Consider the following 23,391-nt stretch of genomic DNA (forward strand, 5'->3'; position numbering starts at 1 on the left):
CTTTCCTATTGACCCTATAGGATCGTCTCAGTATTGTAGTGCCAGTTTGATATTTAAGAGTTGCCGTATGATTGTTACGATTGACATGATTTGCCTGAAGCTAGGTGAGAAAGGGCTGGAAGTTCTGCTGATTAAGCGCACCAATCCTGAGAGACCACAGCATGGCATGTGGTCTATTCCGGGAGGATTTGTGTTTGAACACGATTTATCCCAAGAGGGAGGACAACCCGCTGACGCTGATTTTGATTCTGCGCGACGTCGTATCTGTCGGCAAAAAATTCATACCTATCCTCACTACATCAGTGAGCCGATGGTGGATGGTAACCCAAAACGCGATCCTCATGGTTGGAGCGTGACCATCGCCCACTATGCACTACTTAATCAAACCAATATCGAACAAATTCAAAACTGTGGTTTGTGTGATCAACAATTGGCTTGGTTCGCGCTTGAGTCGGTGCTGCAAGGGGAAGTTGCGTTGGCCTTTGACCATGCCGATTTAATTCGCCTCGCATGGACCAAGTTGCGTGCCGCGATCGAATACACATCGGTGGTCTTGTTTGCACTCGAAAAAGAGTTTCTCGTTTCTGACATCATTCACGCCTACGCCAAGTTTGGTGTGGATGTGAACCGCATGACGATCAAGCGACGTTTGATCGACACCGGTGTGATCGTGAGCGCGAATAAAATTGCCTCGACCAACAAAGGGAAGGGAGGCAAACCCGCTCAGGTCTATAGCTTAGCGGATAAACACGTAACCTATTTTCAAACTTGCTTGCGTTAAAGGGAGTTAAACATGGTAGATATCTTTAAAAATCGCACAGCGTCGTTAGACGTGGATCCGCAACAAGGGTTTAGTGAGTTATGCCCCAATGAACTTCCTGTCTCCGGTGCGTTAGAGATTGTTGAAGCGTTAAAGCAGAATCATACAAAAGCAAAGCTGAAGTTAGTGTCGCGCGATATGCATCCTCCGGGAGCTGCGTGGGAAGCTGAAACGCCTGCAAACATGTTAGAGCCGGTTGGCCTTCCGGAAGTGGATATTAAATGGAATCCACATTGTATTGTCGGTACGCAAGGTGTCGAATTGCTTCCGGGCTTACCCGCTATTCGAGAGTACGATTTCCAAATGAACAAAGGTATTGATCCCGATGCCCACCCATACGGGGCGTTTTATCATGACCAAGCCGATACGCTATCGACAGGGGGAATTGAGTTCCTTCGTGCCCACAGAATAGATACTGTGCTTGTGGGTGGATTGGCGTTGGACTTTTGCGTGAAAAAATCCATTGAACAGCTTGTCGCCGCAGACTTTAAGGTGATTCTAAATTTGGCGTCAACTCGCGCAGTGTTTCCAGAAAATAACCCTCAGGTGGTGAGCCACCTGACGGCGCTTGGCGTCATCTGCATCGACGATGTGAATCAACTACAACTGCACGAGTGAAGCAGGACTATTTTTGAAACAAATCGCTAGGGTGTTATCCTAATTATGTGCATGTTATTGCGGTTGCAACTTACTGATAAAACGGAAAGTTTTGTCAGGGTGGTGAAAAAACATGCGATAGCTAACGAAAATATCAAATAGATAAAAATTTCGTAATTTTGCTTTGATTTGGTTTTTTAATCTTTATAAGTGTTTGCTTTATTACATTTTTTGTTGAATTGCTTCAAAAATTGACACTCTAGCGCTGCCTTTTTGAATTCAATGCGCGATTTAGATCAAATAAAAAGTTGGCGTAAATCAGAAGCTTGGCATACACTTTCCGTTGTAAGCCCGATATGTTGTTGATTGGTAGGGCAAATTGCTTTGGCGCTACCCATTGTGTAGCAAGGTATAACTTAGCTTTGAGGAAAGTTTTATGGCGCTCACAAAAGCCGATTTGGCAGAGAACCTGTTTGAAAAACTAGGATTTAGTAAACGGGACGCCAAGGACACGGTTGAAGTGTTTTTTGAAGAAATTCGCAAGGCACTAGAAAATGGCGAGCAGGTAAAGCTATCAGGTTTTGGTAACTTTGATCTACGAGATAAGAACGAGAGACCTGGTCGTAACCCTAAAACCGGTGAAGACATTCCAATTACTGCACGACGCGTTGTCACATTCAGACCAGGCCAGAAGCTAAAAGCTCGTGTCGAAAATCTGAAATAGTAATGGAACTATGAATACAGAAAGACCACGCATTGCGTGGTCTTCGTTTTTCAGCGGTATCTAACTTATTTGCTTATTTGCTTATTTGCTTAAGCGCTTAAGCCGCTTCCAAGTGTGTGGTCAAATAAGGTTGCCACGCTTGTTGGTAAAGATCTTTTGAGTGGCTTCTTAGTCGTTTAATGGTCGCCAACTCGACATCATTCAGTGAACGCGTTTCACTTGCTGCTTGTCTCTCCATCATTTGAATTTGCTGATATAAATCGTGTTCAGGGCCACTTTTAACATCTGCAATGGCTTTCAAGTGCAATTGGACTTCTGCAACTAAGTTGGTCTTTGGTAGTTGTACCAGCAGGTTGAGGTCACGATACCCAGACTCACCTGGGCTCTTAAAGCGGTTTTTCACTTTGACGATGCGTGTTTCTCGCTCTAAAGCCTCGTAGGCACTAACAAGGCTTGCTACGTCGTCGGCTACAATGGTTGCTCTAGCGAGGTCAGTAATGCGTTCTGGTTGATTATTAAGTTCCAAAGCAATTTTCTGTTTCGCGCGTTGTTGTGATTTCACGCCTGCAAAATAGGGCTGAGTATCCGTCAACAGTGCGGTGCTCTTTACGATGGTTTCGAGCTCAAATTGCGCTTGGTGCGCTTTACTATAAAGCACGTCAAAATCAGTGTAGGGTTGAAGTGGTTGCGTATCAGTGGATTGAATGCCGTATAAACCACTCAAGCTGTGTTTAAACAGTTTTGAGCACACTTCATTTTGGCTTGTTTCGCGCTGTTTTTCTTGGTTCGATGGCGCGGTGGGAATGGCTGCAAACGCAGGTGCACGGCTTAGTACCAAAAGCATCAATGCGGTAGTACGAAGAAATAAGCTCATTCACTCTCCTTAACTTGCGTTGTTTTAGTAAACGGGGAGTCAAAAGGTCTAAAACACAGTCAAGTTACTTAAGTTATGGGGGCGCACTGTCAGGAAACAATCAAGATAAGTGTATATGTTTCTCTTATGTGCACAGTGTCACACACTGCATAATCCCCAGATTTCAGTCATACACTCTACATTCCAAGGATTAACTTAATATGAACGAAAACCACTTTTCACTGTTTTCAATGTTAATTATTGGTTAGGCTATGGCGCAGGTCAGTTCAAAAGAAAGATACAGATAACGATGAGAGATGCAGAATTTTGGCACAACAAATGGGCTAGCAACCAAATTGGCTTCCATTTGGAAGACGTTAATCCATTATTGACCCGTTTTTGGTCTGCGTTGGCACCGAAGCGAGAAGAAACGGTTTTGGTTCCACTTTGTGGTAAAACAGAAGATCTTGCGTGGTTGGCAACGAAGCATGATCACGTTGAAGGTGCTGAACTCAGTTTGATTGCCGTGCGATCGTTTTTTGCAGAGCACTTCTACACTCCGACGGTGACTCCGATTTCCGGTCAACATGAGCTATATCAGTTTGATGAGTTGTCTATTTACGCGGGGGATTTTTTCACCGCTCCGCTCAGTAAAGCAGATTTGATATACGACCGTGCAGCTCTGATTGCGTTGCCTGAAGAGATGCGAGTGGAGTATGTACAACGCATTCGTGGTCTATTAAATCCTGGCGGGCGTATTTTACTGGTGAGTTTAGATTACCCTCAGCAAGAGATGGCCGGCCCTCCGTTTTCGGTCACTCAAGAAGAGATAGAACACTTATTTGCAGGCATGCATGTGACACGTTTGTATCAAGACATCGCGGATGAACATCATCCCAAAATTGCAAAACAAGGCTTAAGCCGCTTTAGCGAAGAAGTCTACGTTATTGAAAACGATAAATAACAAAGGGTAGCGTGAGCTACCCTTTTTAATCGGCTGAATCGAAAAACGATGTTCAGTAAATGATTTTGATTTTCTTAGCACTTTCTATTGCTGCATCCACCGCTTTCTCAGTGCTAGAACGACGTGTCAACACAACACCTAAACGACGACGGCCATTAATATCGGGTTTGCCAAACAGACGCAACTGGGTTTGCGGTTGTTCAAGCGCGTCAGACATTCCGTCAAAGCGAAGGTTCTCTGATTGACCATTGCCCAAAATCACCGCTGAAGCGGAAGGGCCGTATTGAACAATCTTGTTCACTGGCATGCCAGTAAATGCACGCACGTGGAGAGCAAATTCAGACATTTCTTGTGAAATCAGTGTTACTAGCCCGGTATCGTGTGGGCGAGGGGAGACTTCATTGAAGATCACCTTGTCACCTTTTACGAAAAGTTCTACACCGAAAATACCGTAGCCACCTAACGCATTGACGACCTGTTCTGCTGTGTATTCGGCAGCTTTGATGGCATTTTCAGACATCTGCTGTGGTTGCCAAGATTCACGATAATCCCCATCTTCTTGTCGATGGCCAATAGGAGCACAGAAATGCACGCCATCAACTGCGCGAACGGTGAGTAGAGTGATCTCATAATCGAAGTCGATAAAGCCTTCGACAATCACTCGTCCAGCGCCAGTGCGACCACCTTCTTGAGCATATTGCCATGCTTTCTCAATATCGGCTGGAGATTTAATGACACTTTGTCCTTTGCCAGAAGAGCTCATCACGGGTTTTACGACGCAAGGAATCGACACCGCTTCAACGGCTTCGACAAATTGCTGATAGTTGTCTGCAAAGCGGTATGGTGAGGTAGTGAGGCCAAGCTCTTCTGCCGCTAGACGACGGATCCCTTCACGGTTCATTGTAAGTTTGGTTGCTTTTGCACTAGGCACCACGTTTAAGCCTTGTTCCTCGAGCTCTACCAACTTGTCCGTTGCGATAGCCTCAATCTCTGGAACTACAAACGCAGGTTGTTCTGCGGCGATAACTTTTTCTAGCTCGCTTGCATCTAACATGTCGAAAACATAACTGCGGTGTGCTACTTGCATCGCGGGTGCATCAGGGTAGCGATCACAGGCAATCACTTCCAGCCCAAGACGTTGGCATTCGATCGCCACCTCTTTACCGAGTTCCCCAGAGCCCAAAAGTAATACGCGTGTGGCGCTTTCGCGAGTCGCGGTACCGAACATAGTGCTTCCTTTAAAAAGTAATCAGAGAGAATAAAATTGCCGCCGATCATACTCAATTTAACCTGCAAAGCAAACGTTTGCTTTGTGATTTTAAAGAAAGCCCTACGTAAAGTAGGGCTGACGACATATCACTATAAGCTGAGATAACTCACTGGAATATCGGGGTTTAAGGCTTCCAGTGTGGACTGGGTACATGCTAAGTGGCTAATTTTGCCTTTATGGCTTTCAACAAGCGCCGCAGACTGAATATTTTCAAATCTCTCACCCGCGAGAAGCAACTGGATCAATGCCACTTGCAGTGGTGGAAGGCTTGGGTTGAAAGCGGCATTTTCGGCGTATGCACCCAGATAAACGCGTCCACTTTCGGTCTGCAATGCCACACCGCTCAAGTTGTGCGTATAAGGTGCATGACTGCGGTTCATGGCTTCAACCGCACGTTGCATTAAGGCATCATCATCTTCAGTGGCGAAACCATGATGGACTTGGCTCATTAATGCCGATTCGATGCCCAAATCTGATGGGCCAAATGAATCTGGCAGATAGTCGTGTAGTTTCTTTTCTTCGCGCTCTGGCAATTGAATCTTAAGCTCTTTGGCACTGGATAATTCATTCATGAACTGACGGCAGTGACCACAAGGGCTGAAATTAATGGTGATGTCTGAAAGACCTTGCTCGCCTTTCATCCATGCATGACTAATAGCCGATTGTTCAGCATGAACCGTTTGTCCAAGCTGGACCCCATCAAACTCCATATTCGCGCCAAAATAAAGAGCACCAGATAGGCCACGAACAATCGCACCAACATAAAACTCAGAGATGGGCGCGTAAGAGTAAGCGGCAGCAAAGGGAAGCAACGCAACACGTAGTTGGTTATCGGTCATCCCTGTTTGCTTGAGTAACTCATCAAACTGAACTGTTGAAAGGGAAGCATCAAAGTCAGCAGCCAAAATGATAGGCGCTAGATGGCGTGAAAGTGATTCTGGTGCGCTTGCCAGCGCGTTCTCAAAGCGACTCTTCATGGTGAATCCTTGTAATTGCATGGAAGGTTATTCTATGCAAGAACGAAAACTCTTCAGTGATCCCTGTCACTATAAACAATGTAACGGTTGTTTATGTTGCATTATTAGAGTGATGTCACAAATGTATTCGATTGCACAATGCTTCAGAAAGATAGTTGAATATTTCTCGTTATGCGAACGGCTGTCTGTTTGTAGATAATAATGGTTAGAAGACGCGATAGGGAAGCTGGAACTGACGACAAAAAAATACCCTCTGCAAAGAGAGGGTATCGAAATCATCCATTGATGCTTGATTCATTCCTAGTGTGGTTATCCAAGCTTATTGATTTGTCTATTTACGATAAAATATGGCTGTTTAACACTATGAACTTAACATTTGACGATCGCGCATCTGTTGTTCGCCAATGTTAAACAAGCGTACGTCAATTTTTGCAATGTCATTGCATTCTTCACATGCGTGATGGCATTTGCCATCAAGATAGTCATGTCTAGTCAGCATTCTTGGCTTTTTGCACCAATCACAGGTGCCTTCAATTGTAAACATCTCGTTCTCCCCACCTAGAGTCTTGGTTAGGTGTTATTTTGCGGCGCTATTATGCCATAACTTTTCTATGGGTGTTAAATGTCTGTAAATAAAATTTGAGAGCGTGATCGATTGCGAGAGTAGATTATATGGGTGTTTCGCGTTTTGATTGATATATCAACAATTGCAGTGTTACTTATTTGTAACATTTTGTAATAGTACTTTTAATGCCCCGTTTAGGCGCTTCATTTCCTCTTCACTACCCCTGGCATCTGGGTGGTAGAGTTTCGATAGTTGGCGGAAGCGAATTTTGATCGACTTTTCATCAGGAATGTTACTTGGCAGGTAACCAAACATCGCGCAAGCCAGCGCTACCTTATGATTTTTTTGTTGATTCTGCAGTTTTTTGTACTCGTTAAAGACTTTTTCTAACTGGCGTTTTAACTGCTTGTTACTGAACTGCTGACTTTTCAGTTCCTTTTCTAGTGTTAAGTCGCGGTCTATTTGCTGAGTGAGTCGACGTCTTCGTATTGTGCGCGCTAAAGAGACGGCTACAAGAATAACACTGAGCAATAGAGCAATAGGGATCCAATCACTGACTACAGAAGCACTGTTTTTTTGCGAGAAATTGGTTTGGTTTGATGTGAGCGAATGCTCGTCAACGGGTTCCGCCAAAGCACTATCGAGCTGCGATATCGCAGAGACTTGCTTGGCACGCAACTGGTTGAATTTAAGTTCAAGTATGCGATTGTATTCTTGATCAGCTTGCTGATTAGTTTGGGCTGCAATACCAAACCACTGTTGAGCAAGGTCAAGATTGTTAAATTCATTGCCGTGTTGTTCATACAGATTGCCCAAACGCAGCAGGGCAACTTGATTACCTTGGAGTGCCGAGTGGAGGTACCAATTTGCGGCGCTTTTAATATTGACTTGCGTCCCTATGCCACTTTCTAAAGCTTGTGCGAGTTTAAACTGCGCAGGCTCATAACCTAACTCAGCGGATTGTTGGTACCAATAGAAAGCATCGACAGAAGCCGTGTCATCTTGGTGCTGTTCGAGTTGAACAGCGAGCTGATATTGTGCCTTGGGATCTTGCTGATTGGCTTTTGCTGTTAACTCCTGCGTGCTTTCTGCATGAGAGCGAAAAGAAAGCATCAGGAACATGAGCGAAGTAACAAGCAAAATGGGTTTGCGCAAAATGGGATCTCTAGAGGTTAGGTTCAGCCCAAATTATAGACTGAACCTAATGTGAAATCAGCAGCTAAGCCAAAATTGCCATATTTACGTTATTACTTAAGTGGTAGGATTTGTATCTCGACACGGCGGTTACAAGCTCGGCCTTCTGCAGTGCTGTTGGTGCAAAGAGGGTAGCGCTCACCGTTGCCTCGTGCGACGGCTCGGCCTGCAGCAACGTTTTGAGAAATCAGGAAGCTACGGACGGATTCTGCGCGACGCTCAGAGAGAATTTGGTTAGAGGCATCATTGCCTGTACTGTCAGTAAAACCATCGATGACTAAGCTGGTATCTGGGTACTCAACTAAGATTTGCGCCACACCTTTAAGGGTATTGTGAATACTGCTATCCAGAGCATAAGAGCTTGAGCTGAAACCGATGCCATTTTCAAGACGTAACAGCAATTGATTTTCGCCAACACGTTCGACTTGAACGCCAGAATTAAGCAGTGCTTCACGCAGTGCTTTCTCTTGTTGGTCAAAGTAGTAGCCAACACCACCACCAATAGCGGCTCCGCCTGCTGCGCCGATCAGGGCACGTTTACCACGATCTTTTTTGTCGCCCGTTGCCGCGCCAGCGACTGCGCCTGCAATCGCACCAATCAGTGCGCCTTTAGTGGCTGAGTTGGTTTCAGATTCGCCAGTGGTTGCATTCTGACGTTGAGTTGCCTGACATCCGCTTAGAGTCAGAAGAATCGCTAAAGCAATAGAAACTTTTTTCAAAGTCATCTCTCCATGTACATTCAGAGGCTAACTGCTGCCTCCGTGCGGATTATTCAGCAAGTCAATGAGAGAAATGTCAGTGTAAGGTTATCTTTTTTCGATTTGTTTCATTGCTTGAGCACCACCAACCGGGCGGTTAACCGACACTTTGCGCCCTTTTTTCAGGCCCACTTCGTAATCGGCAGTGAGATTTTTCATCGCCTCACGCAACTGCTGCTTAAAGGTTTCACGATCGATGTTTTGGAACTCTTTATCGATGTAGTTATTGATTTTGTTAGCCGATTCTTCATCAGGCGTGATCACTGGCAGTTTTTCCAATGCGCCCTCTACCCAACCAGAGACAAACGAGTTGACTCGGCGTGTCACCTCAAGTGAAGAGGTGCCAGAGCCTGCAAAGCTATTGCGGAATTGGCCCGTGCTTTCGTTCATTTCACGGTAAATAATGTCAAAGGCGAAAGCGGCGAAAATAGCACGGTCAGCTTCACCAATAAACTCTAAGCGTTTGAGTCCCTTATGGTTAAGCAACACTGCTTCTACACCAAATTTGGTATTGATGCCACGAATAACACGCAGTAAGACGGAACTGATACTCGCAGGCAGAAGATGGGTTGATTGAGTTTTTCCCATCTTAATGAACTCGATATCGTCTTTGTCGAGGCCATACTTGAGCATCAAGCGATGCGCCATCTTAATCGCGTTGGCCGCTTCGTTGACATTGGCGGAGTTGCCTAGCTCTAGGCATTTGGCAATTTTCTTCAGCGCTTTTTGTTTATCCATAGACAATGGCAAAAACCTAACTCAATCAGCAAAGTCGGACATCATACCTTTTTTTCGGCAAAATTTGAATCCTTGCGAGAGGTGCGGTGACAAAAAAGCCGTGTCACAGTGGACACGGCTTTAGCGGGCTAGATGTTGCGAAAAGGCTTAGATACCCAGTTCATCAAGCAAATCTGAGGTAATGTCTAATTCTTCTTCTGATGAGTTGCTCTCTGCTTTCTTGCCGCGCATGTTTGCTTGCGCCGCTTCTAAAATATCATCCGGATTCTCATCTTCAGCGACTTCGAAATCTTCAAGCTGAATAAATTCAGTTTTATCCATCGCAAGCTCTAAGTAGAAGATGTTGTTATTTGCCGTTGAGAAGGTCACGCGACGCGCTTGTGGGCGGTCTAGGTTGGTATCCACCGAAAGAATAACCTGTTTGTTCAGAGACAACATTTTGGGTTGATTTTGGGTGATGTTGGTTTGCAGTTCTTTGCGAATTTTATTGGTGAAATCACCGACTAATTGGTTCATCAACTCACCCAGCACATCGCCCACTTCATCGGAGGTGTGCAACACAGCCAGTTCTTCTTCTGGCATGCCCATATTGCGCATGTAATTGGTGTAAATCTCTAATGCTGCTTTTGCGGTAAAGTTGATGACGACAAGGCCAGTAAAACCACCATCAAAAAGAACAAAACAGCCGAAATCAGGCTTTAGACTGGTTTTGTTGATTTTCTGCACCATTGCAGAATAGTGAATTTGAGAAGAGGTGGCAGAAGTGAGCACTCCAGATACGGACTGACACAGTTTTAACAAGATATCTTCGGTCGTAACGACTCTGTTTTTTTTCATTATCAATGCTCTGTTTAAGTTCTTTACATATGGTCTTTCAATGACTTTAGGTGGGTATCACCGGAAAAGAAAGTACAACTTTCATTTTTGCATTCAGATTCTGTTTTGATCACCTTTTTAAATGTTGTAAAGTGACGAAATTCAAAGATTAATTTCTAACTCTAATCATAAACCCGTAGCTGATAGGATCAGTGTTGTAGGGGCAGGAAGCAAATGTTACCAAGACTTAATACTCAATCGGATGTTGATCCCGTTGTCCTGAGTTTTCTCAAAGAACTTGAGCAAGCTGGTTTCAACGGTGATATTGAATCCCACTACGCGAGCCGCTTGGCGGTGGCAACCGACAACAGTGTATACCAACAACTCCCTCAAGCGGTGCTTTTACCCAAAACAACGGAAGATGTGGCACTTATTGCCAAGCTTAGCCTAAATCCGCTCTTTGAGCGCGTGACATTTTCGCCCAGAGGCGGTGGTACGGGGACAAATGGGCAGTCGTTGACCAAAGGTGTTGTGGTTGATCTCTCTCGCCATATGAACAAAGTCTTGGAGATCAATGAACAAGAAGGTTGGGTTCGAGTTCAGGCTGGGGTAGTGAAAGATCAACTCAACGATGCAGTCAGACCATTTGGTTACTTTTTTTCACCGGATCTTTCTACCAGTAACCGTGCAACCTTGGGAGGTATGATTAACACCGATGCCTCAGGACAAGGTTCACTGAAGTATGGCAAAACCTCTGATCATGTTTTGTCACTGCAAGCGGTTTTTGCCGATGGTTCGGTCCTCGAATCGGACCTCTCAAAAGGCTTGCCTGAGGAAGGTCAGTACGCATACCACGCTTTACAAACGACGGAAGCCGTTTGTCGAGAAAAGCGTCAGCAGATTTTAGCGAAATTCCCGCCATTGAACCGCTTTCTAACCGGTTATGATTTAAAAAATGCAATTGAAGAGCAAACCGGCGAGTTTAACTTTACTCGGGTACTCTGTGGCGCCGAGGGTTCACTGGCGTTCATCACTGAAGCCAAACTCAACCTTACGCCAATTCCGAAAGCGCGCACGCTCGTAAATGTAAAATACAACAGTTTCGATGCTGCGCTACGTAATGCGCCCTTTATGGTTGAGGCAAAAGCGCTGTCTGTTGAAACCGTCGATTCCAAAGTCCTGAATCTCGCTAAGCAAGACATTGTTTGGCACAGCGTGAGTGATTTGATTACCGATGTACCCGGGCTGGAGATGCTCGGTTTAAACATGGTGGAGTACGCAGGTGAAAATGAGCTAGAAGTCGCTGAGCAAGTAGCCGCGCTGACCAGCAAACTCGATAGCATGCTAGAACACGGTGAAGCTGGCATTATTGGCTATCAAGTGTGTAACGACGTGGCTAGCTTGGGGCGTATCTACAACATGCGTAAGAAAGCGGTTGGCTTGCTTGGTGCTGCGAAAGGACGAGCCAAACCGGTCGCGTTTGCGGAAGATACCTGCGTGCCACCAGAAAATTTGGCCGATTTTATCGCTGAGTTTCGTCAATTGCTGGACAGTAAAAATCTCGAGTACGGTATGTTTGGTCATGTGGACGCCGGGGTTTTGCATGTTCGTCCTGCACTTGATCTATGCGACCCGACACAAGAACTGCTCATGCATGAGGTGTCTGATGACGTTGTCAAACTGGTTGCGAAATATGGCGGTTTGATGTGGGGTGAGCATGGTAAGGGTTTTCGCTCAGAATACGGCCCTGACTTTTTTGGTCAAGAGCTGTTTACCGAGCTAAGACGCATTAAAGCGGCGTTCGATCCTCACAATAAAATGAACCCAGGTAAGATCTGTACACCACTTGGTAGCGATGCAGAACTCGTCAAAGTCTCTGATACCAAAAGGGGTTTTTACGATCGCCAAATCGACGTAAAAGTGCGCGACAGCTTCAAACAGGCGATGGAATGTAATGGCAATGGCTTGTGTTTTAACTACGATACAAGCTCGCCAATGTGTCCCTCGATGAAAGTGACGGCAGACAGACGCCATTCACCAAAAGGTCGTGCAGGTTTGGTTCGTGAATGGTTGCGCCAGTTGACTGAGCAGGGCATTGATATTTTGGATTTGGAAGCTCAAACCCTACAGGGTTCTCCGACCATTAAGAACATGCTTGATCGAGTCCGTAATCGAATTAATCAGCGTCATGAGTACGACTTCTCTCATGAAGTGTATGAGGCTATGAATGGTTGTTTGGCGTGTAAAGCGTGTGCCAGCCAATGCCCAATTAAAGTGGATGTGCCGAGCTTCCGTTCGCGCTTTCTCAACATCTACCACAGCCGTTATCAACGCCCGGCGAAGGATTATCTGGTTGCGAACATCGAAACCTTGTTACCTATCATGTCTAAAGCGCCACGCTTGATTAATGGTGTGATTCGCCAGTCGTGGATGCAAAGCTTAACGGAGAAAACGGTCGGTTACGTGGACACACCTTTATTGTCGGTCCCAACCTTGAAGCAGCGACTGGCAACACTTAAAGAGTTTGATTTACAACAGTTAAATGCGCTTTCAAGTGATGAAAAACGCGATCACGTCTTGATTGTGCAAGATCCCTTTACCAGCTATTACGATGCACAGGTTGTTGAAGATTTTGCTGCGTTAGTCACAAGCTTAGGTAAGACGCCAATATTGTTGCCGTTCAAACCCAATGGTAAAGCGCAACACATCAAAGGCTTTTTAAAGCGTTTTGCGGCAACTGCGAGTGATACTGCGAAGTTCCTAGAGCTGGTGGCAGATTTAGCGATTCCTATGGTTGGTGTCGATCCTGCATTGGTGCTTTGCTATCGTGATGAATACCAAGAGATCTTAGGGGACAAACGAGGCGATTTTCAAGTGCTCACTGCGCACGAGTGGTTACTGCCTCGTCTAGCGGAGTTTGATGTAACCAAAGGCAGCGCGGAGCCGCCTTGGTATTTGCTGGCGCATTGTACAGAAAAGACGAAATTACCGAACGCGGAAAAAGAGTGGGGCACTATTTTTGCTCATTTTGGCGCTCAGCTTAATACCGTCCCAGTTGGTTGCTGTGGTATGGCTGGCACGTTTGGCCACGAAAGTGACAAGCTACAAATGTCGAAAGATATCTACGCCTTGAGCTGGCAGCCAAGTTTGGAGACATTACCAAAAGAGCGTTGCTTGATCACTGGCTACTCATGCCGCTCTCAAGTGAAGCGCTTTGAAGGCGTTCAACCTCTCCATCCGGTGCAAGCACTGCTTTCCATCTGTCGCCAGAATGGATGACCGTGAGCCCAGCGTTATGCTGGGCTTTTTTGTGAAAAGAACCAGCGACCGTAAAGGTCTCCGGAGTTGAGAATGGACAAACTCGAGTTAAAAATCCCCCCTGTTGCCGTATTTCTTATCCTCATATTTTTTATGTATTTGACGAGTGAGTTTTTCATCTCATGGTCATTTTCACTTAGTGGTCGATTATGGTTCGCTGGTGTGTTGTTTGGCTTGTCTGGTGTCATTGGTATTGCCGGCGTATTGGCGTTTCGTCAAGCGCAAACAACGGTGAATCCGGTCAAACCAGAAAGTGCTTCGACAGTGGTATCTAATGGCATTTTTGCGTATACCCGCAACCCCATGTACCTCGCTTTATTGCTACTGTTACTCGCTTATGCGATTTGGTTAGAGAATATGTTGGCCTTTGCTGGTTGCCCTTTATTTGTTGCCTATATGAACCGCTTTCAAATTTATCCCGAAGAAAGAGCGTTAGAAGGATTGTTCGGTGAGCGTTATTTAGTTTACAAACAAAAAGTTAGACGCTGGATGTAATATAAAAGAAAGCTGTTTCTAATGTAGTGATTGTGAATATTGAGAAGCGTGATATTGATCTGTGAAATGAATTCCATCTTGATGGTGTTTGCTCTTTATGAATGGTGCGTTTGATATATGATTTATTGATTTTTAAGAACAATAATCATTAACGTCATGTTGTAAGGAAATATCATGTATCGTCGGAAAATACTTTCTATCGCTATCATATCTACATTGGCTTTCGCGAATAGCCAGGCTTTAGCTCTCGATTCATTGAATAGCTCGGAAAGTTCTGTGGAACGCTCTAATCGAATTATTGGTGGGGCTACGGCACCTGCCGAAAAGTGGCCATTTATGGCGGCGGTTGTGAGTAAGGGTTACAACGGAGGTAAAGGCCAATTTTGTGGCGCCAGTTTCATTGGCTCTAGATATGTCCTGACGGCTGCGCACTGTTTGGATGCAACCTTGGGTGAAGACATTGAAGTGATCATCGGCCAGCAGAATCTGTCTGCAGCGACGAGTGAACAACGTCTTTCAGTGCGTAAAGTATATATTCATGAAGAGTATGCTGACGCTGCTCTGGGAAATGACATCGCCATCTTAGAGTTGAGTGAAGAGTTTGAAGGCGCTCCCGTTGCCTTAGTAGAAGCCAGTTTTAGGAATTCATTGGCTGCTGGGACTAACTTGACAGTGATGGGATGGGGAGATCAAGACCCAACAGATAACTTTCGTGGTGCAACTCAGTTACAGCAAGTTGACGTCAATCTGATTGCTCAGCAAACATGCCGCAATGTCGGAGGAGATTACGCTAAGATTTCCGATACGGCATTTTGTGCGGGACTGGTTCAAGGCGGCAAAGACTCATGTCAAGGTGACAGTGGTGGCCCGATTGTTGTCAGTGATAATGGCCAATACAAACAGTTGGGTATTGTCAGTTGGGGTGATGGTTGCGCGGAGAAAGGCAAGTACGGTGTGTATGCCAATGTCAGTTATTACGCTGATTGGATTGCCAATAAAACAAAAGGCCTGAGTTACGATCAGCATGTTTATGAGGGCATCGTCTCACCAGGTATTCAGAGTGCGACGTTAACTTACCGAAATAATACCGAGAGTGAGTTATTGCTATCCAACTTCTCCACGACGTCAAGTGCTCAAATTGTTCATAATACTTGCGAACAGCCTCTTGCAATCGGAACAGAGTGCCAAATTACTACAAGCTACAGTCTTCTTGGCTCTGGTGATTTTTCTTATGATGTGACAATGGATAGCAACCAAGGTATAGGCCAAGTGAAATCGACGGTGCATTATCAATCTTACCCATTGGCCGACCCGTTCATATCAGATTGGATCATGGGACAAATTCCTAAGCAACAACTGTCCGTATTTAGTCAGGGTATCGAGTGGGATTTTTCTGCGATAGGGATTATGTCCGGTAATTTAGAAAAGGATCAACATTCAGGTATTGCGATTTCAGGGATAGAAAAAGGACAACTGGCCTTGGACATGTCTGTCTCTTCGGAAGAAAAATTTGATGAATTAAAGATTTTCGTCAATGGCAGACTAGAGTTGTCGGTAAGTGGAGAGCAAAAAGGGACGGTCTCATTCGTGTTACCCCGCGAGAAAAACGTAATTGAATTGGTATATGTGAAAGATGAGTTAGGAAGTGAAGGGGCAGATCGCGGTTTCTTAAATGCCATTCGCTACAGTTCATCACTCATCTTACCATCGGCAGAAAGTTCAAGTTCGGGTTCAAGCAGTGGTGGTAGCTTAGGTTGGTTATCGTTATTTGCTTTGTTGGGTTTCTTAAGACGAAAATACTAACAGAATAGTAATGTGTACGTTTTGACCATCTCGTATTAAAGAGAAAGGGAGCTTTAAATAAGCTCCCTTTTGTTCTTAGTATTGTTTGTTTACTTGGCTAAGTCACTTATGCTGCTTGCGCAAACTGCTGCAAGAAGGCTTCTTTACGTTCGTTAAAGCGGTTAACCAAGTCATCAACAGCATCTTGGTCATAAGGCTTTAGGCCGCTGGCTACCATGCGTTTAATCCCTCGTCCAACTACTTCGCCATCTTCTTTAAACGCGAAGTTAAGGGTGACAACACCACGTTTACCATCGACATCAAAGGTGGCGCCGGTAAATGCCACCTCTGGGTGAGAAAGATCCAGACGTTCAAATTCGACTTCCATGCTTTCGTAAATCACCAGAGGACGCTGGCAATTGATCATCATCTGCTGCTCTTCCATTAGAGGCACCATGATGTGTGGGAAGTTCATGCCTGAGAATTGAACATAGTTGGTCACCACGTGCTCAATGAAAGCCGCATCGCGATTCACGTCGCCTTCGCGGCTCATGTGCAGATACTCTTTACCTGCAGCATCAAGTACGGCACTCTCTTTTGCACACTTATTTTCAATGTGAAGAGCCACACCATCGTTGACCATGCCAGAAAAGTCGAAACGCATTTTTTGGCTGACGCCTTCTTTGCTGAGCAGTACGGCAAACAAAAGATCGCCAGGTACGCAGAAGCGCTTGCTGTCTTCATCATGGATTGGGTTATAGTCTCCCGCGACTTTTTTTGCAAAGTGGCTTGCTTGCTCGCGAGTGAACTGAAATTGATGGTTATTGCTTGAAAAATAAGGTGTTAGAAACATATGTCGTATGATATAGCCAAAACTGTGGCTGATTATACGCTATGAGAATAGATTCAATGGTCCATCCAGTGTGAAAGTTCAATATTTGCTCACAGATTTGGGTGCAAAGTGAACGGTTTACATCTGGAAACAAGAAGCAAGAGGGCAAGTTATGCCCTCTTGTGGTTATGGTTTGCTTATCCGTGATTAGAGAACACTCGGTAACAGCGCTTCTGGCATCAGCACGTTGTGCATGGCCAGCTTTAGCAGTGAGTTGGCCTTTTCAATATCCGGTGCAAAGTAACGGTCTTTATCATAGAAACTGACTTTCTCTCGTAGCATCTGCTTTGCTTGTTCTATGCGAGGTGAGGATTTATGTGGTGCACGGAAATCCAGTCCTTGCGCCGCTGAGAGATACTCTACCGCTAAGATGCCACGTGTGTTTTCACCCATTTCACGTAAACGACGGGCGGCAAAGGTGGCCATGGACACATGATCTTCTTGGTTCGCTGACGTTGGTAAGCTATCCACGGATGCCGGGTGTGCAAGAGTTTTGTTTTCACTTGCCAACGCCGCTGAGGTCACTTGCGCAATCATAAAACCAGAGTTGACTCCGCCGTTATCGACCAAAAATGGTGGCAGCTTAGAGAGTGCGCTATCAATCAGCAATGCCATGCGGCGCTCTGAGAGGCTACCGATTTCTGCAATCGCGAGAGCAAGGTTGTCTGCTGCCATAGCAACAGGCTCCGCGTGGAAGTTACCACCAGAAATGATGTCGTCATCTTCAGCAAATACGAGGGGATTGTCGGAAACCGAGTTCGACTCAACCAACAAGATCTCAGCTGAGTTACGGATCTGCTGCAGACATGCGCCCATCACTTGCGGCTGGCAACGCAACGAATAAGGGTCTTGCACCTTTTCACAGTTGCTGTGTGACTGGCCAATTTCACTACTGGTGTCCAGTAGATGACGATAGGCCATCGCCGAATCCATTTGGCTACGGTGTCCGCGCACGCGGTGAATACGCGGGTCAAAAGGACGGCGACTCCCTAACGCAGCTTCGACTGACATTGCGCCGCAGACGGTGGCGGATGCGAAGAGGTCTTCAGCGATAAACAGACCTTCCAACGCGAAAGCCGTCGAGGCCTGTGTGCCATTCAGTAGTGCCAGACCTTCTTTTGGTGCAAGCGTGATCGGTTCAAGGCCAGCAATTTTGAGTGCTTCTAGGCCTGAGATAATTTTGCCGTTGTGACGCGCTTGCCCTTCACCCAGTAACACTGTGCTCATATGAGCCAGTGGGGCCAAGTCGCCCGATGCCCCAACCGAGCCTTTTTGTGGTACACAAGGATAAACTTGCGCGTTGACCAAATCGATCAGCATTTGAATGACGTTGAGACGAATACCGGAATAACCACGGGATAGGCTATTGATTTTGAGCACCATCATCAGACGTACCGTTTCATCTGCCATGAACTCGCCGATACCCGCTGCGTGAGAAAGGACGATACTGCGTTGCAGTGTTTCAAGATCTTCTGGGGCGATGCGTGTATTGGCCAATAAGCCAAACCCAGTATTAATGCCGTAAACGGTGCGATCCTCGGCGATGACTCGTTCAACCACTTGAGTGCTCTCTTCAATGGCTGGAATCGCGGACGCATCAAGAGAAAGATTGATCGGGGAACGACTGACTTGACGCAGTTGATTTAAGCTAAGACAACCGGGCTTTAGCGTGAGATTTAACATATCCATATTCCTTACTTCAACTTGCTCAATTCTTCGTTCAGCATCGGCAGGTCAAGACCTTGCTGCGCTGCGCACTGTTTGGCGATGTCGTAACCCGCATCGGCGTGGCGCATCACTCCCGTTGCAGGATCGTTATGCAGCACTCGGGCAATACGCGCTGACGCATCTTCTGTTCCGTCACAGCAAATTACCATTCCAGAGTGTTGCGAGAAGCCCATGCCTACACCACCACCATGATGGAGTGATACCCAAGTCGCACCACCGGCGGTATTGAGGAGGGCATTGAGCAGTGGCCAGTCAGAAACCGCGTCTGAACCGTCCATCATGCCTTCCGTTTCACGGTTTGGGCTGGCGACGGAACCCGAATCTAGATGATCACGACCAATCACGATCGGCGCTTTTAGTTCGCCATTTTTCACCATTTCATTAAATGCCTGGCCTAGGCGTTCGCGATCTTTCAGACCCACCCAGCAAATACGTGCGGGTAAACCTTGGAATTGAATTCGCTCGCGTGCCATGTCTAACCAATTGTGCAGATGAGGATTGTCAGGAATCAGCTCTTTCACTTTTTGGTCTGTTTTGTAAATGTCCTCAGGATCGCCCGACAGCGCCGCCCAGCGGAAAGGGCCAATGCCTTCGCAGAACAAAGGTCGAATATATGCTGGCACAAAGCCCGGGAAATCAAATGCATTCTCGACCCCTTCTTCTAGCGCCATTTGACGAATGTTGTTGCCGTAATCGAGCGTGGCGGCTCCACGACTTTGCAGTTCAAGCATGGCTTTGACTTGAACCGCCATGGACTGTTTTGCGGCTTTGACGACAGTGCTCTCGTCTTGCTGACGCATTTCCGCTGCGTAGGCCATACTCCAGCCTTGCGGTAAGTAGCCATTCAACGGGTCATGTGCCGAGGTTTGATCGGTGACGACATCGGGCGTGATGTTGCGCTCCACCAATTCTGCGAACACATCGGCGGCGTTACCCAGTAAGCCAACAGAGACAGGCGTGTCGGATTCTTTGACGATGGCCAACGCTTCCTCTAGGGTGGTCGCTTTCTTATCGACATAACCCGTACGTAGGCGATAATCGATACGCGATTCATCACATTCAACGGCAATCATCGAGAAGCCAGCCATGGTTGCAGCAAGTGGCTGTGCGCCGCCCATGCCACCAAGACCACCAGTGAGTACCCAACGACCTTTTGCTTCACCGGCGAAGTGTTTTTTTGCAACAGCGACGAAGGTTTCGTAGGTACCCTGTACGATGCCTTGAGAGCCGATGTAGATCCAGCTGCCCGCGGTCATTTGGCCATACATCATCAAGCCTTGTTTATCGAGCTCATTGAAGTGTTCCCAGTTTGCCCAGTGTGGAACCAGGTTAGAGTTGGCGATCAGCACGCGTGGTGCATTTTTATGCGTAGGGAAGACACCCACAGGTTTACCTGATTGAACCAACAAAGTTTGGTCGTCTTCCAGACGCTCAAGCACTTCAACAATCTTGTCGAAGCATGCCCAATTGCGTGCAGCACGCCCAATGCCGCCATACACCACTAAGGCGTGCGGATGCTCAGCCACATCAGGATCCAAATTATTCATCAGCATGCGCAATGGCGCTTCGGTCAACCATGACTTGGCTCTTAGCGTGGTGCCATGAGGGGCGCGAATGGTTCGGCTGGTGTCTAGGCGAGGATCTTGTCCTTGGCTCTGTGTCATTGTAAGACTCCTTTAATTTCACGTAGCGGTGAACTCATCGGTTCACCTGATTGTTGTTCTGTTTATTGATGTTCGAGTTTGTCGTTCATGGCGTTGGCAATGTCCCAGCACAATCTGGCCGCTAGCCGCGCTGTTTGGCTGTCGACGTCATAAGTCGGGTTGTATTCGGCAATGTCGGCCAACATTAATTTGTCTCGGTGCGCGAGGATACGATCAAGAAAGGGCGCTAAGTTGTCGTAACTGACCCCTCTTGCCGCAGGGGCGCTTACGCCTGGCGCGGTGGCCGCAGGGAAAACGTCCAAGTCAATGGTCAAATAGAGGTAGTCGCAGTCGTCGATAAAATGCTGCAACTGGGTAAGATGGTAGTCGTGGTTGACCGAGCCAAGATCTTTGTCTTCAACAAACCACACGTTGAGTTGCTCGGCGCGCTCAAACAAGGCGCGTGTGTTGCTTGCCTTACTCACACCTAGGCAAGCGTAATGAAAATCCCAACCTTGTTGCTGGCAATAGTGCTGTATTTGATTGAAAGGCGTGCCCGAGCTTGGCTTGATATCGGCTTGTGAACTTGAAAAAGCGCGTAAGTCGAAATGCGCGTCGAAATTGATGATGCCAATTTTGGGTGCTTTTTCTGGATGATGCTGTTCAAAATAACGCGCCAAACCAGAAAAGGACGCCCATGCCACTTCGTGGCCACCCCCTAGGGTAATGACAGGAACACTCGGAAGAACTTCGGCAATCATTTTGGCGCAGTGCTGCTGGCTTGATTCCAGCAGGTCGTCATCGCACACAACGGTGCCCAAGTCGTAGAGCGGATGTGGTGAATGCCACGCTAAGTTAGCTAAAGCTCGGCGGATCAAGTCCGGTGATTTCTTTGCGCCAATGCGGCCTTTATTGCGCGCCACGCCCGCATCACAGGCGAAGCCAAGCAGTGCGACACCATAAGGATTTTCACCGATATGGGTATAATCAATCTGCTGCACCACATGATGAACACGCGAACCCGCGGCACCGTCTTCCGCATCGTGGCGACCTTGCCAATGAAATTCATTATGAAGAAAAAAATGTTTACTCATCACAACACTCCTTGTGTTGCTCGAATTGACCATCAACGACTCTTGCAAAGAGACGCTGAGTTCCGACTTGATAACTGAGATCGGCGGGATGCTCGATCTGCCAGATGGCGAGATCCGCTTCATAACCTGTTTTGATTTGCCCTCGACTCTCCGCATAGCCCAATGCTTGCGCCGCATTTTGAGTGACGCCACGTAAAGCTTCTTCTGGCGTTAAACGAAAGAGGGTACAAGCCATGTTCATCATTAAAGTTAAATCACAAAATGGTGAGGTGCCGGGGTTAACATCGCTGGCAATGGCCATGGGCACACCAAACTGACGCAATAGTTCAATCGGCGGCAATTGAGTTTCACGCAGAAAATAGAACGCCCCAGGCAATAGAGTCGCGACGGTCGATGAACGGGCAAGTGCTTCGACGCCTGCTGGATCAAGAAATTCAATATGGTCAGCAGAAAGCCCCTGATAACGAGCAGTTAAAGCGGTTCCGCCCAAATTTGACAGTTGCTCTGTGTGCCCTTTGATACGCAGCCCGTGCTCGACAGCACACGCATAGACTCTTTCTGTTTGTGCCAAATCAAACCCAATTGACTCACAAAATACATCGACGCTGGTGGCTAACTGTTCTTCGGCCACCAGTGGGATGATCTCTTGGCAAATAAACTCGATGTAGTCGTTCGCACGGCCAGTAAATTCAGGGGGGAGGGCATGGGCGGCCAACAGTGTTGGTGTGACCTTCACCAATCGATGCTGTGATAAGGACTTTGCCACTCGCAGCATTTTGATTTCATCAACCAGTGTCAATCCATAACCCGATTTGACTTCAACCGAAGTGACGCCACTGGCAAGCAAGCCATCAAGACGTGGTAGCGTTTGTTCGAGTAACTGCGCTTCACTGGCTTGGCGTGTCGCGTAAACGGTAGAAAGAATGCCCCCGCCTTGGCGAGCGATTTCTTGATAGGGAACGCCCTGCAATCGCATTTCAAATTCGTTGGACCGATTACCCGCGTAAACAAGATGTGTGTGGCAGTCGATAAGGCCGGGAGTAACCAGCTTACCTTTTAGATCAATTTGCTTAGTAGCAGCCAGTGCCGTGTCAATGCCTAGATAATGGATCTTCCCCGCCTTAATGCCAATCGACATCGGCGTGCTGGGTTGATAACCCATTTCCCCTGATTGCAAAGTGACAAGGCGTGCGTTGGTAAGCAACAGATCCATGATTAAGGTTCCAATGATTTGTATTGACTAAATGTATATACAAATAAATAGGAGAAAATAACCGTTGTGACAAGGTGAATGTTGCTGAAATGTGATCAAATCGAAGTGTGATACTCTAAATTACAACAAAATCTTAGAGCTCAGCTTGTAGCGATTACCCGGATGATACAGCAGTGCGGTGCTGACGAGTTTGTCTTCACTCCAAGTACGACGGTTGAGCAGCAGACAAGGTTCATTGACTTTCATGTTGAGCTCTTGGCGAATACGGGTATCGGGCATGATGGCTTCAACCGTATGTTCCATCGCACTCAAAGGGCAGTTCTCAGAAAGATACTGATTGGGGGTCATTTGGGTGAAATCTTGTTGCAAATAGCGGGGTGCATAGAGGCTGTTAACCCAGCGCAACTCGAGCTGGATAGGCTCCTTATCCTCGTAGTGAATAATTTCACTGTAGAACACTTTGGTTCCTAGCATTACACCGAGTTTGGTTGCAATCGTATCATCCGCTTTGAGGACCAACTGTTGAATGACTTTGCTGTGATGCGTCTTGCCACGATTGACCACTTCTTCGGCAATGTTACGGACATCGAGCAGTGGAGATTCTGCCTTTTCTGGTTTATCACAGACAAACGTGCCTAAACGTGGTCGCCTTTGCAATTTCCCCTCATTGACCAAATCGCGAATGGCTTTATTGACGGTCATGCGGCTGACGCCAAATTGCTCGGTCAGCTCTAGCTCAGTTGCGATCTTAAAGCCGATGTGCCACTCGCCACTGTCGATTTTTGTTTCAATGAACTGTTTGATCTGAATATACAGCGGTGATGGCATAATCTTTCCTCTAATTGACTATACAAATAGTGCGTAATTAACGTTGAAAAAGCAACTTCATCGCCGCATTTTGTGGTGAAACACATTGTTACGAGCGAGGTGAGCTAATTTGCTTGCAGGTT

Annotated in this window: 21 protein-coding genes; 7 read left to right on the plus strand and 14 right to left on the minus strand. The window is 46.6% G+C overall.

Annotated features, from left to right (window positions below; all coding sequences use genetic code 11):
• The first annotated feature begins 67 nt into the window (after nt 1–67).
• From VV1_RS11185 to ihfA, 3 genes are all read left to right on the plus strand, one after another.
• Nucleotides 68–781 carry an NUDIX hydrolase gene (locus VV1_RS11185; RefSeq protein ID WP_011080240.1) on the plus strand — a complete coding sequence of 238 codons (714 nt, stop codon included), beginning with the start codon at nt 68–70 and terminating at the stop codon, nt 779–781.
• A gap of 12 nt (nt 782–793) precedes the next feature.
• Entirely contained in the window at nt 794–1,438 is a 645-nt protein-coding gene (locus VV1_RS11190) for a cysteine hydrolase family protein (RefSeq protein ID WP_011080241.1), read from the plus strand.
• Nucleotides 1,439–1,853: 415 nt separating this feature from the next.
• Nucleotides 1,854–2,141, plus strand: coding sequence for an integration host factor subunit alpha (gene ihfA / locus VV1_RS11195; RefSeq protein WP_011080242.1), 288 nt, complete (start codon nt 1,854–1,856; stop codon nt 2,139–2,141).
• A gap of 97 nt (nt 2,142–2,238) precedes the next feature.
• Here the strand turns inward: ihfA and VV1_RS11200 are convergent, their stop codons facing one another.
• On the minus strand, nt 2,239–3,015 hold the full coding sequence (locus VV1_RS11200) for a nucleotidyltransferase family protein (protein WP_011080243.1): 777 nt from the start codon (nt 3,013–3,015) through the stop codon (nt 2,239–2,241).
• Between the two features lie 289 nt (nt 3,016–3,304).
• Between VV1_RS11200 and VV1_RS11205 the strand changes: the two genes are divergently transcribed.
• Nucleotides 3,305–3,958, plus strand: coding sequence for a thiopurine S-methyltransferase (locus tag VV1_RS11205; protein WP_011080244.1), 654 nt, complete (start codon nt 3,305–3,307; stop codon nt 3,956–3,958).
• A 52-nt stretch (nt 3,959–4,010) separates the two neighbouring features.
• Here the strand turns inward: VV1_RS11205 and purT are convergent, their stop codons facing one another.
• The 7 genes from purT to VV1_RS11240 form a co-directional block, all read right to left on the minus strand.
• A complete protein-coding gene (gene purT / locus VV1_RS11210; RefSeq protein ID WP_011080245.1) occupies nt 4,011–5,186 on the minus strand; it encodes a formate-dependent phosphoribosylglycinamide formyltransferase in 1,176 nt (391 codons plus the stop codon).
• A gap of 131 nt (nt 5,187–5,317) precedes the next feature.
• Nucleotides 5,318–6,205: a cytidine deaminase gene (gene cdd, locus VV1_RS11215; RefSeq protein ID WP_013571574.1), complete on the minus strand. Its 888-nt coding sequence runs from the start codon at nt 6,203–6,205 to the stop codon at nt 5,318–5,320.
• Nucleotides 6,206–6,566: 361 nt separating this feature from the next.
• Nucleotides 6,567–6,749 carry a hypothetical protein gene (locus VV1_RS11220; protein WP_011080247.1) on the minus strand — a complete coding sequence of 61 codons (183 nt, stop codon included), beginning with the start codon at nt 6,747–6,749 and terminating at the stop codon, nt 6,567–6,569.
• A 171-nt stretch (nt 6,750–6,920) separates the two neighbouring features.
• Nucleotides 6,921–7,925, minus strand: coding sequence for a J domain-containing protein (locus tag VV1_RS11225; RefSeq protein WP_011150514.1), 1,005 nt, complete (start codon nt 7,923–7,925; stop codon nt 6,921–6,923).
• Between the two features lie 92 nt (nt 7,926–8,017).
• Complete coding sequence (locus VV1_RS11230; RefSeq protein WP_026050560.1) at nt 8,018–8,683, minus strand: YiaD family glycine zipper/OmpA-like lipoprotein; 666 nt, start codon at nt 8,681–8,683, stop codon at nt 8,018–8,020.
• An 87-nt stretch (nt 8,684–8,770) separates the two neighbouring features.
• Nucleotides 8,771–9,460, minus strand: coding sequence for a DUF2786 domain-containing protein (locus tag VV1_RS11235; protein WP_011080250.1), 690 nt, complete (start codon nt 9,458–9,460; stop codon nt 8,771–8,773).
• Nucleotides 9,461–9,607: 147 nt separating this feature from the next.
• Nucleotides 9,608–10,297, minus strand: coding sequence for a DUF3334 family protein (locus VV1_RS11240; RefSeq protein WP_011080251.1), 690 nt, complete (start codon nt 10,295–10,297; stop codon nt 9,608–9,610).
• Nucleotides 10,298–10,510: 213 nt separating this feature from the next.
• Between VV1_RS11240 and ydiJ the strand changes: the two genes are divergently transcribed.
• The 3 genes from ydiJ (at nt 10,511) to VV1_RS11255 (ending at nt 15,892) form a co-directional block, all read left to right on the plus strand.
• Nucleotides 10,511–13,555 carry a D-2-hydroxyglutarate dehydrogenase YdiJ gene (gene ydiJ, locus VV1_RS11245; protein WP_011080252.1) on the plus strand — a complete coding sequence of 1,015 codons (3,045 nt, stop codon included), beginning with the start codon at nt 10,511–10,513 and terminating at the stop codon, nt 13,553–13,555.
• Between the two features lie 72 nt (nt 13,556–13,627).
• A complete protein-coding gene (locus tag VV1_RS11250; RefSeq protein WP_011080253.1) occupies nt 13,628–14,089 on the plus strand; it encodes a methyltransferase family protein in 462 nt (153 codons plus the stop codon).
• A gap of 276 nt (nt 14,090–14,365) precedes the next feature.
• Nucleotides 14,366–15,892, plus strand: a complete 1,527-nt coding sequence (locus tag VV1_RS11255) for a S1 family peptidase (protein WP_224638851.1) — start codon at nt 14,366–14,368, stop codon at nt 15,890–15,892.
• A 106-nt stretch (nt 15,893–15,998) separates the two neighbouring features.
• Here the strand turns inward: VV1_RS11255 and VV1_RS11260 are convergent, their stop codons facing one another.
• The 6 genes from VV1_RS11260 to hutC all read right to left on the minus strand — a co-directional run bounded on the left by VV1_RS11260 (nt 15,999) and on the right by hutC (nt 23,269).
• Nucleotides 15,999–16,724 (minus strand): DUF3581 domain-containing protein, encoded by a 726-nt coding sequence (locus VV1_RS11260; protein WP_011080255.1) that lies wholly within the window; start codon nt 16,722–16,724, stop codon nt 15,999–16,001.
• Nucleotides 16,725–16,910: 186 nt separating this feature from the next.
• On the minus strand, nt 16,911–18,452 hold the full coding sequence (gene hutH / locus VV1_RS11265) for a histidine ammonia-lyase (RefSeq protein WP_011080256.1): 1,542 nt from the start codon (nt 18,450–18,452) through the stop codon (nt 16,911–16,913).
• Nucleotides 18,453–18,457: 5 nt separating this feature from the next.
• Nucleotides 18,458–20,155 (minus strand): urocanate hydratase, encoded by a 1,698-nt coding sequence (gene hutU / locus VV1_RS11270; protein ID WP_011080257.1) that lies wholly within the window; start codon nt 20,153–20,155, stop codon nt 18,458–18,460.
• A 62-nt stretch (nt 20,156–20,217) separates the two neighbouring features.
• Nucleotides 20,218–21,228 carry a formimidoylglutamase gene (gene hutG / locus VV1_RS11275; protein ID WP_011080258.1) on the minus strand — a complete coding sequence of 337 codons (1,011 nt, stop codon included), beginning with the start codon at nt 21,226–21,228 and terminating at the stop codon, nt 20,218–20,220.
• Nucleotides 21,221–22,441, minus strand: a complete 1,221-nt coding sequence (hutI, locus tag VV1_RS11280) for an imidazolonepropionase (RefSeq protein WP_011080259.1) — start codon at nt 22,439–22,441, stop codon at nt 21,221–21,223. The genes hutG and hutI overlap by 8 nt, the downstream gene beginning before the upstream one ends.
• Nucleotides 22,442–22,561: 120 nt before the next feature.
• Complete coding sequence (gene hutC / locus VV1_RS11285; protein WP_011080260.1) at nt 22,562–23,269, minus strand: histidine utilization transcriptional repressor HutC; 708 nt, start codon at nt 23,267–23,269, stop codon at nt 22,562–22,564.
• Between the last annotated feature and the right edge of the window lie 122 nt (nt 23,270–23,391).

Source organism: Vibrio vulnificus CMCP6 (genome assembly GCF_000039765.1).
In the GTDB taxonomy this organism is placed as follows: domain Bacteria; phylum Pseudomonadota; class Gammaproteobacteria; order Enterobacterales; family Vibrionaceae; genus Vibrio; species Vibrio vulnificus_B.

Bases quoted from the DNA above. Each gene is read 5' to 3' on its own strand.
- VV1_RS11185 (WP_011080240.1), top strand. From the start codon at position 68: ATGATTGTTACGATTGACATGATTTGCCTGAAGCTAGGTGAGAAAGGG.
- VV1_RS11190 (WP_011080241.1), top strand. From the start codon at position 794: ATGGTAGATATCTTTAAAAATCGCACAGCGTCGTTAGACGTGGATCCG.
- ihfA (WP_011080242.1), top strand. From the start codon at position 1,854: ATGGCGCTCACAAAAGCCGATTTGGCAGAGAACCTGTTTGAAAAACTA.
- VV1_RS11200 (WP_011080243.1), bottom strand. From the start codon at position 3,015: ATGAGCTTATTTCTTCGTACTACCGCATTGATGCTTTTGGTACTAAGC.
- VV1_RS11205 (WP_011080244.1), top strand. From the start codon at position 3,305: ATGAGAGATGCAGAATTTTGGCACAACAAATGGGCTAGCAACCAAATT.
- purT (WP_011080245.1), bottom strand. From the start codon at position 5,186: ATGTTCGGTACCGCGACTCGCGAAAGCGCCACACGCGTATTACTTTTG.
- cdd (WP_013571574.1), bottom strand. From the start codon at position 6,205: ATGAAGAGTCGCTTTGAGAACGCGCTGGCAAGCGCACCAGAATCACTT.
- VV1_RS11220 (WP_011080247.1), bottom strand. From the start codon at position 6,749: ATGTTTACAATTGAAGGCACCTGTGATTGGTGCAAAAAGCCAAGAATG.
- VV1_RS11235 (WP_011080250.1), bottom strand. From the start codon at position 9,460: ATGGATAAACAAAAAGCGCTGAAGAAAATTGCCAAATGCCTAGAGCTA.
- VV1_RS11240 (WP_011080251.1), bottom strand. From the start codon at position 10,297: ATGAAAAAAAACAGAGTCGTTACGACCGAAGATATCTTGTTAAAACTG.
- ydiJ (WP_011080252.1), top strand. From the start codon at position 10,511: ATGTTACCAAGACTTAATACTCAATCGGATGTTGATCCCGTTGTCCTG.
- VV1_RS11250 (WP_011080253.1), top strand. From the start codon at position 13,628: ATGGACAAACTCGAGTTAAAAATCCCCCCTGTTGCCGTATTTCTTATC.
- VV1_RS11260 (WP_011080255.1), bottom strand. From the start codon at position 16,724: ATGTTTCTAACACCTTATTTTTCAAGCAATAACCATCAATTTCAGTTC.
- hutH (WP_011080256.1), bottom strand. From the start codon at position 18,452: ATGGATATGTTAAATCTCACGCTAAAGCCCGGTTGTCTTAGCTTAAAT.
- hutU (WP_011080257.1), bottom strand. From the start codon at position 20,155: ATGACACAGAGCCAAGGACAAGATCCTCGCCTAGACACCAGCCGAACC.
- hutG (WP_011080258.1), bottom strand. From the start codon at position 21,228: ATGAGTAAACATTTTTTTCTTCATAATGAATTTCATTGGCAAGGTCGC.
- hutI (WP_011080259.1), bottom strand. From the start codon at position 22,441: ATGGATCTGTTGCTTACCAACGCACGCCTTGTCACTTTGCAATCAGGG.
- hutC (WP_011080260.1), bottom strand. From the start codon at position 23,269: ATGCCATCACCGCTGTATATTCAGATCAAACAGTTCATTGAAACAAAA.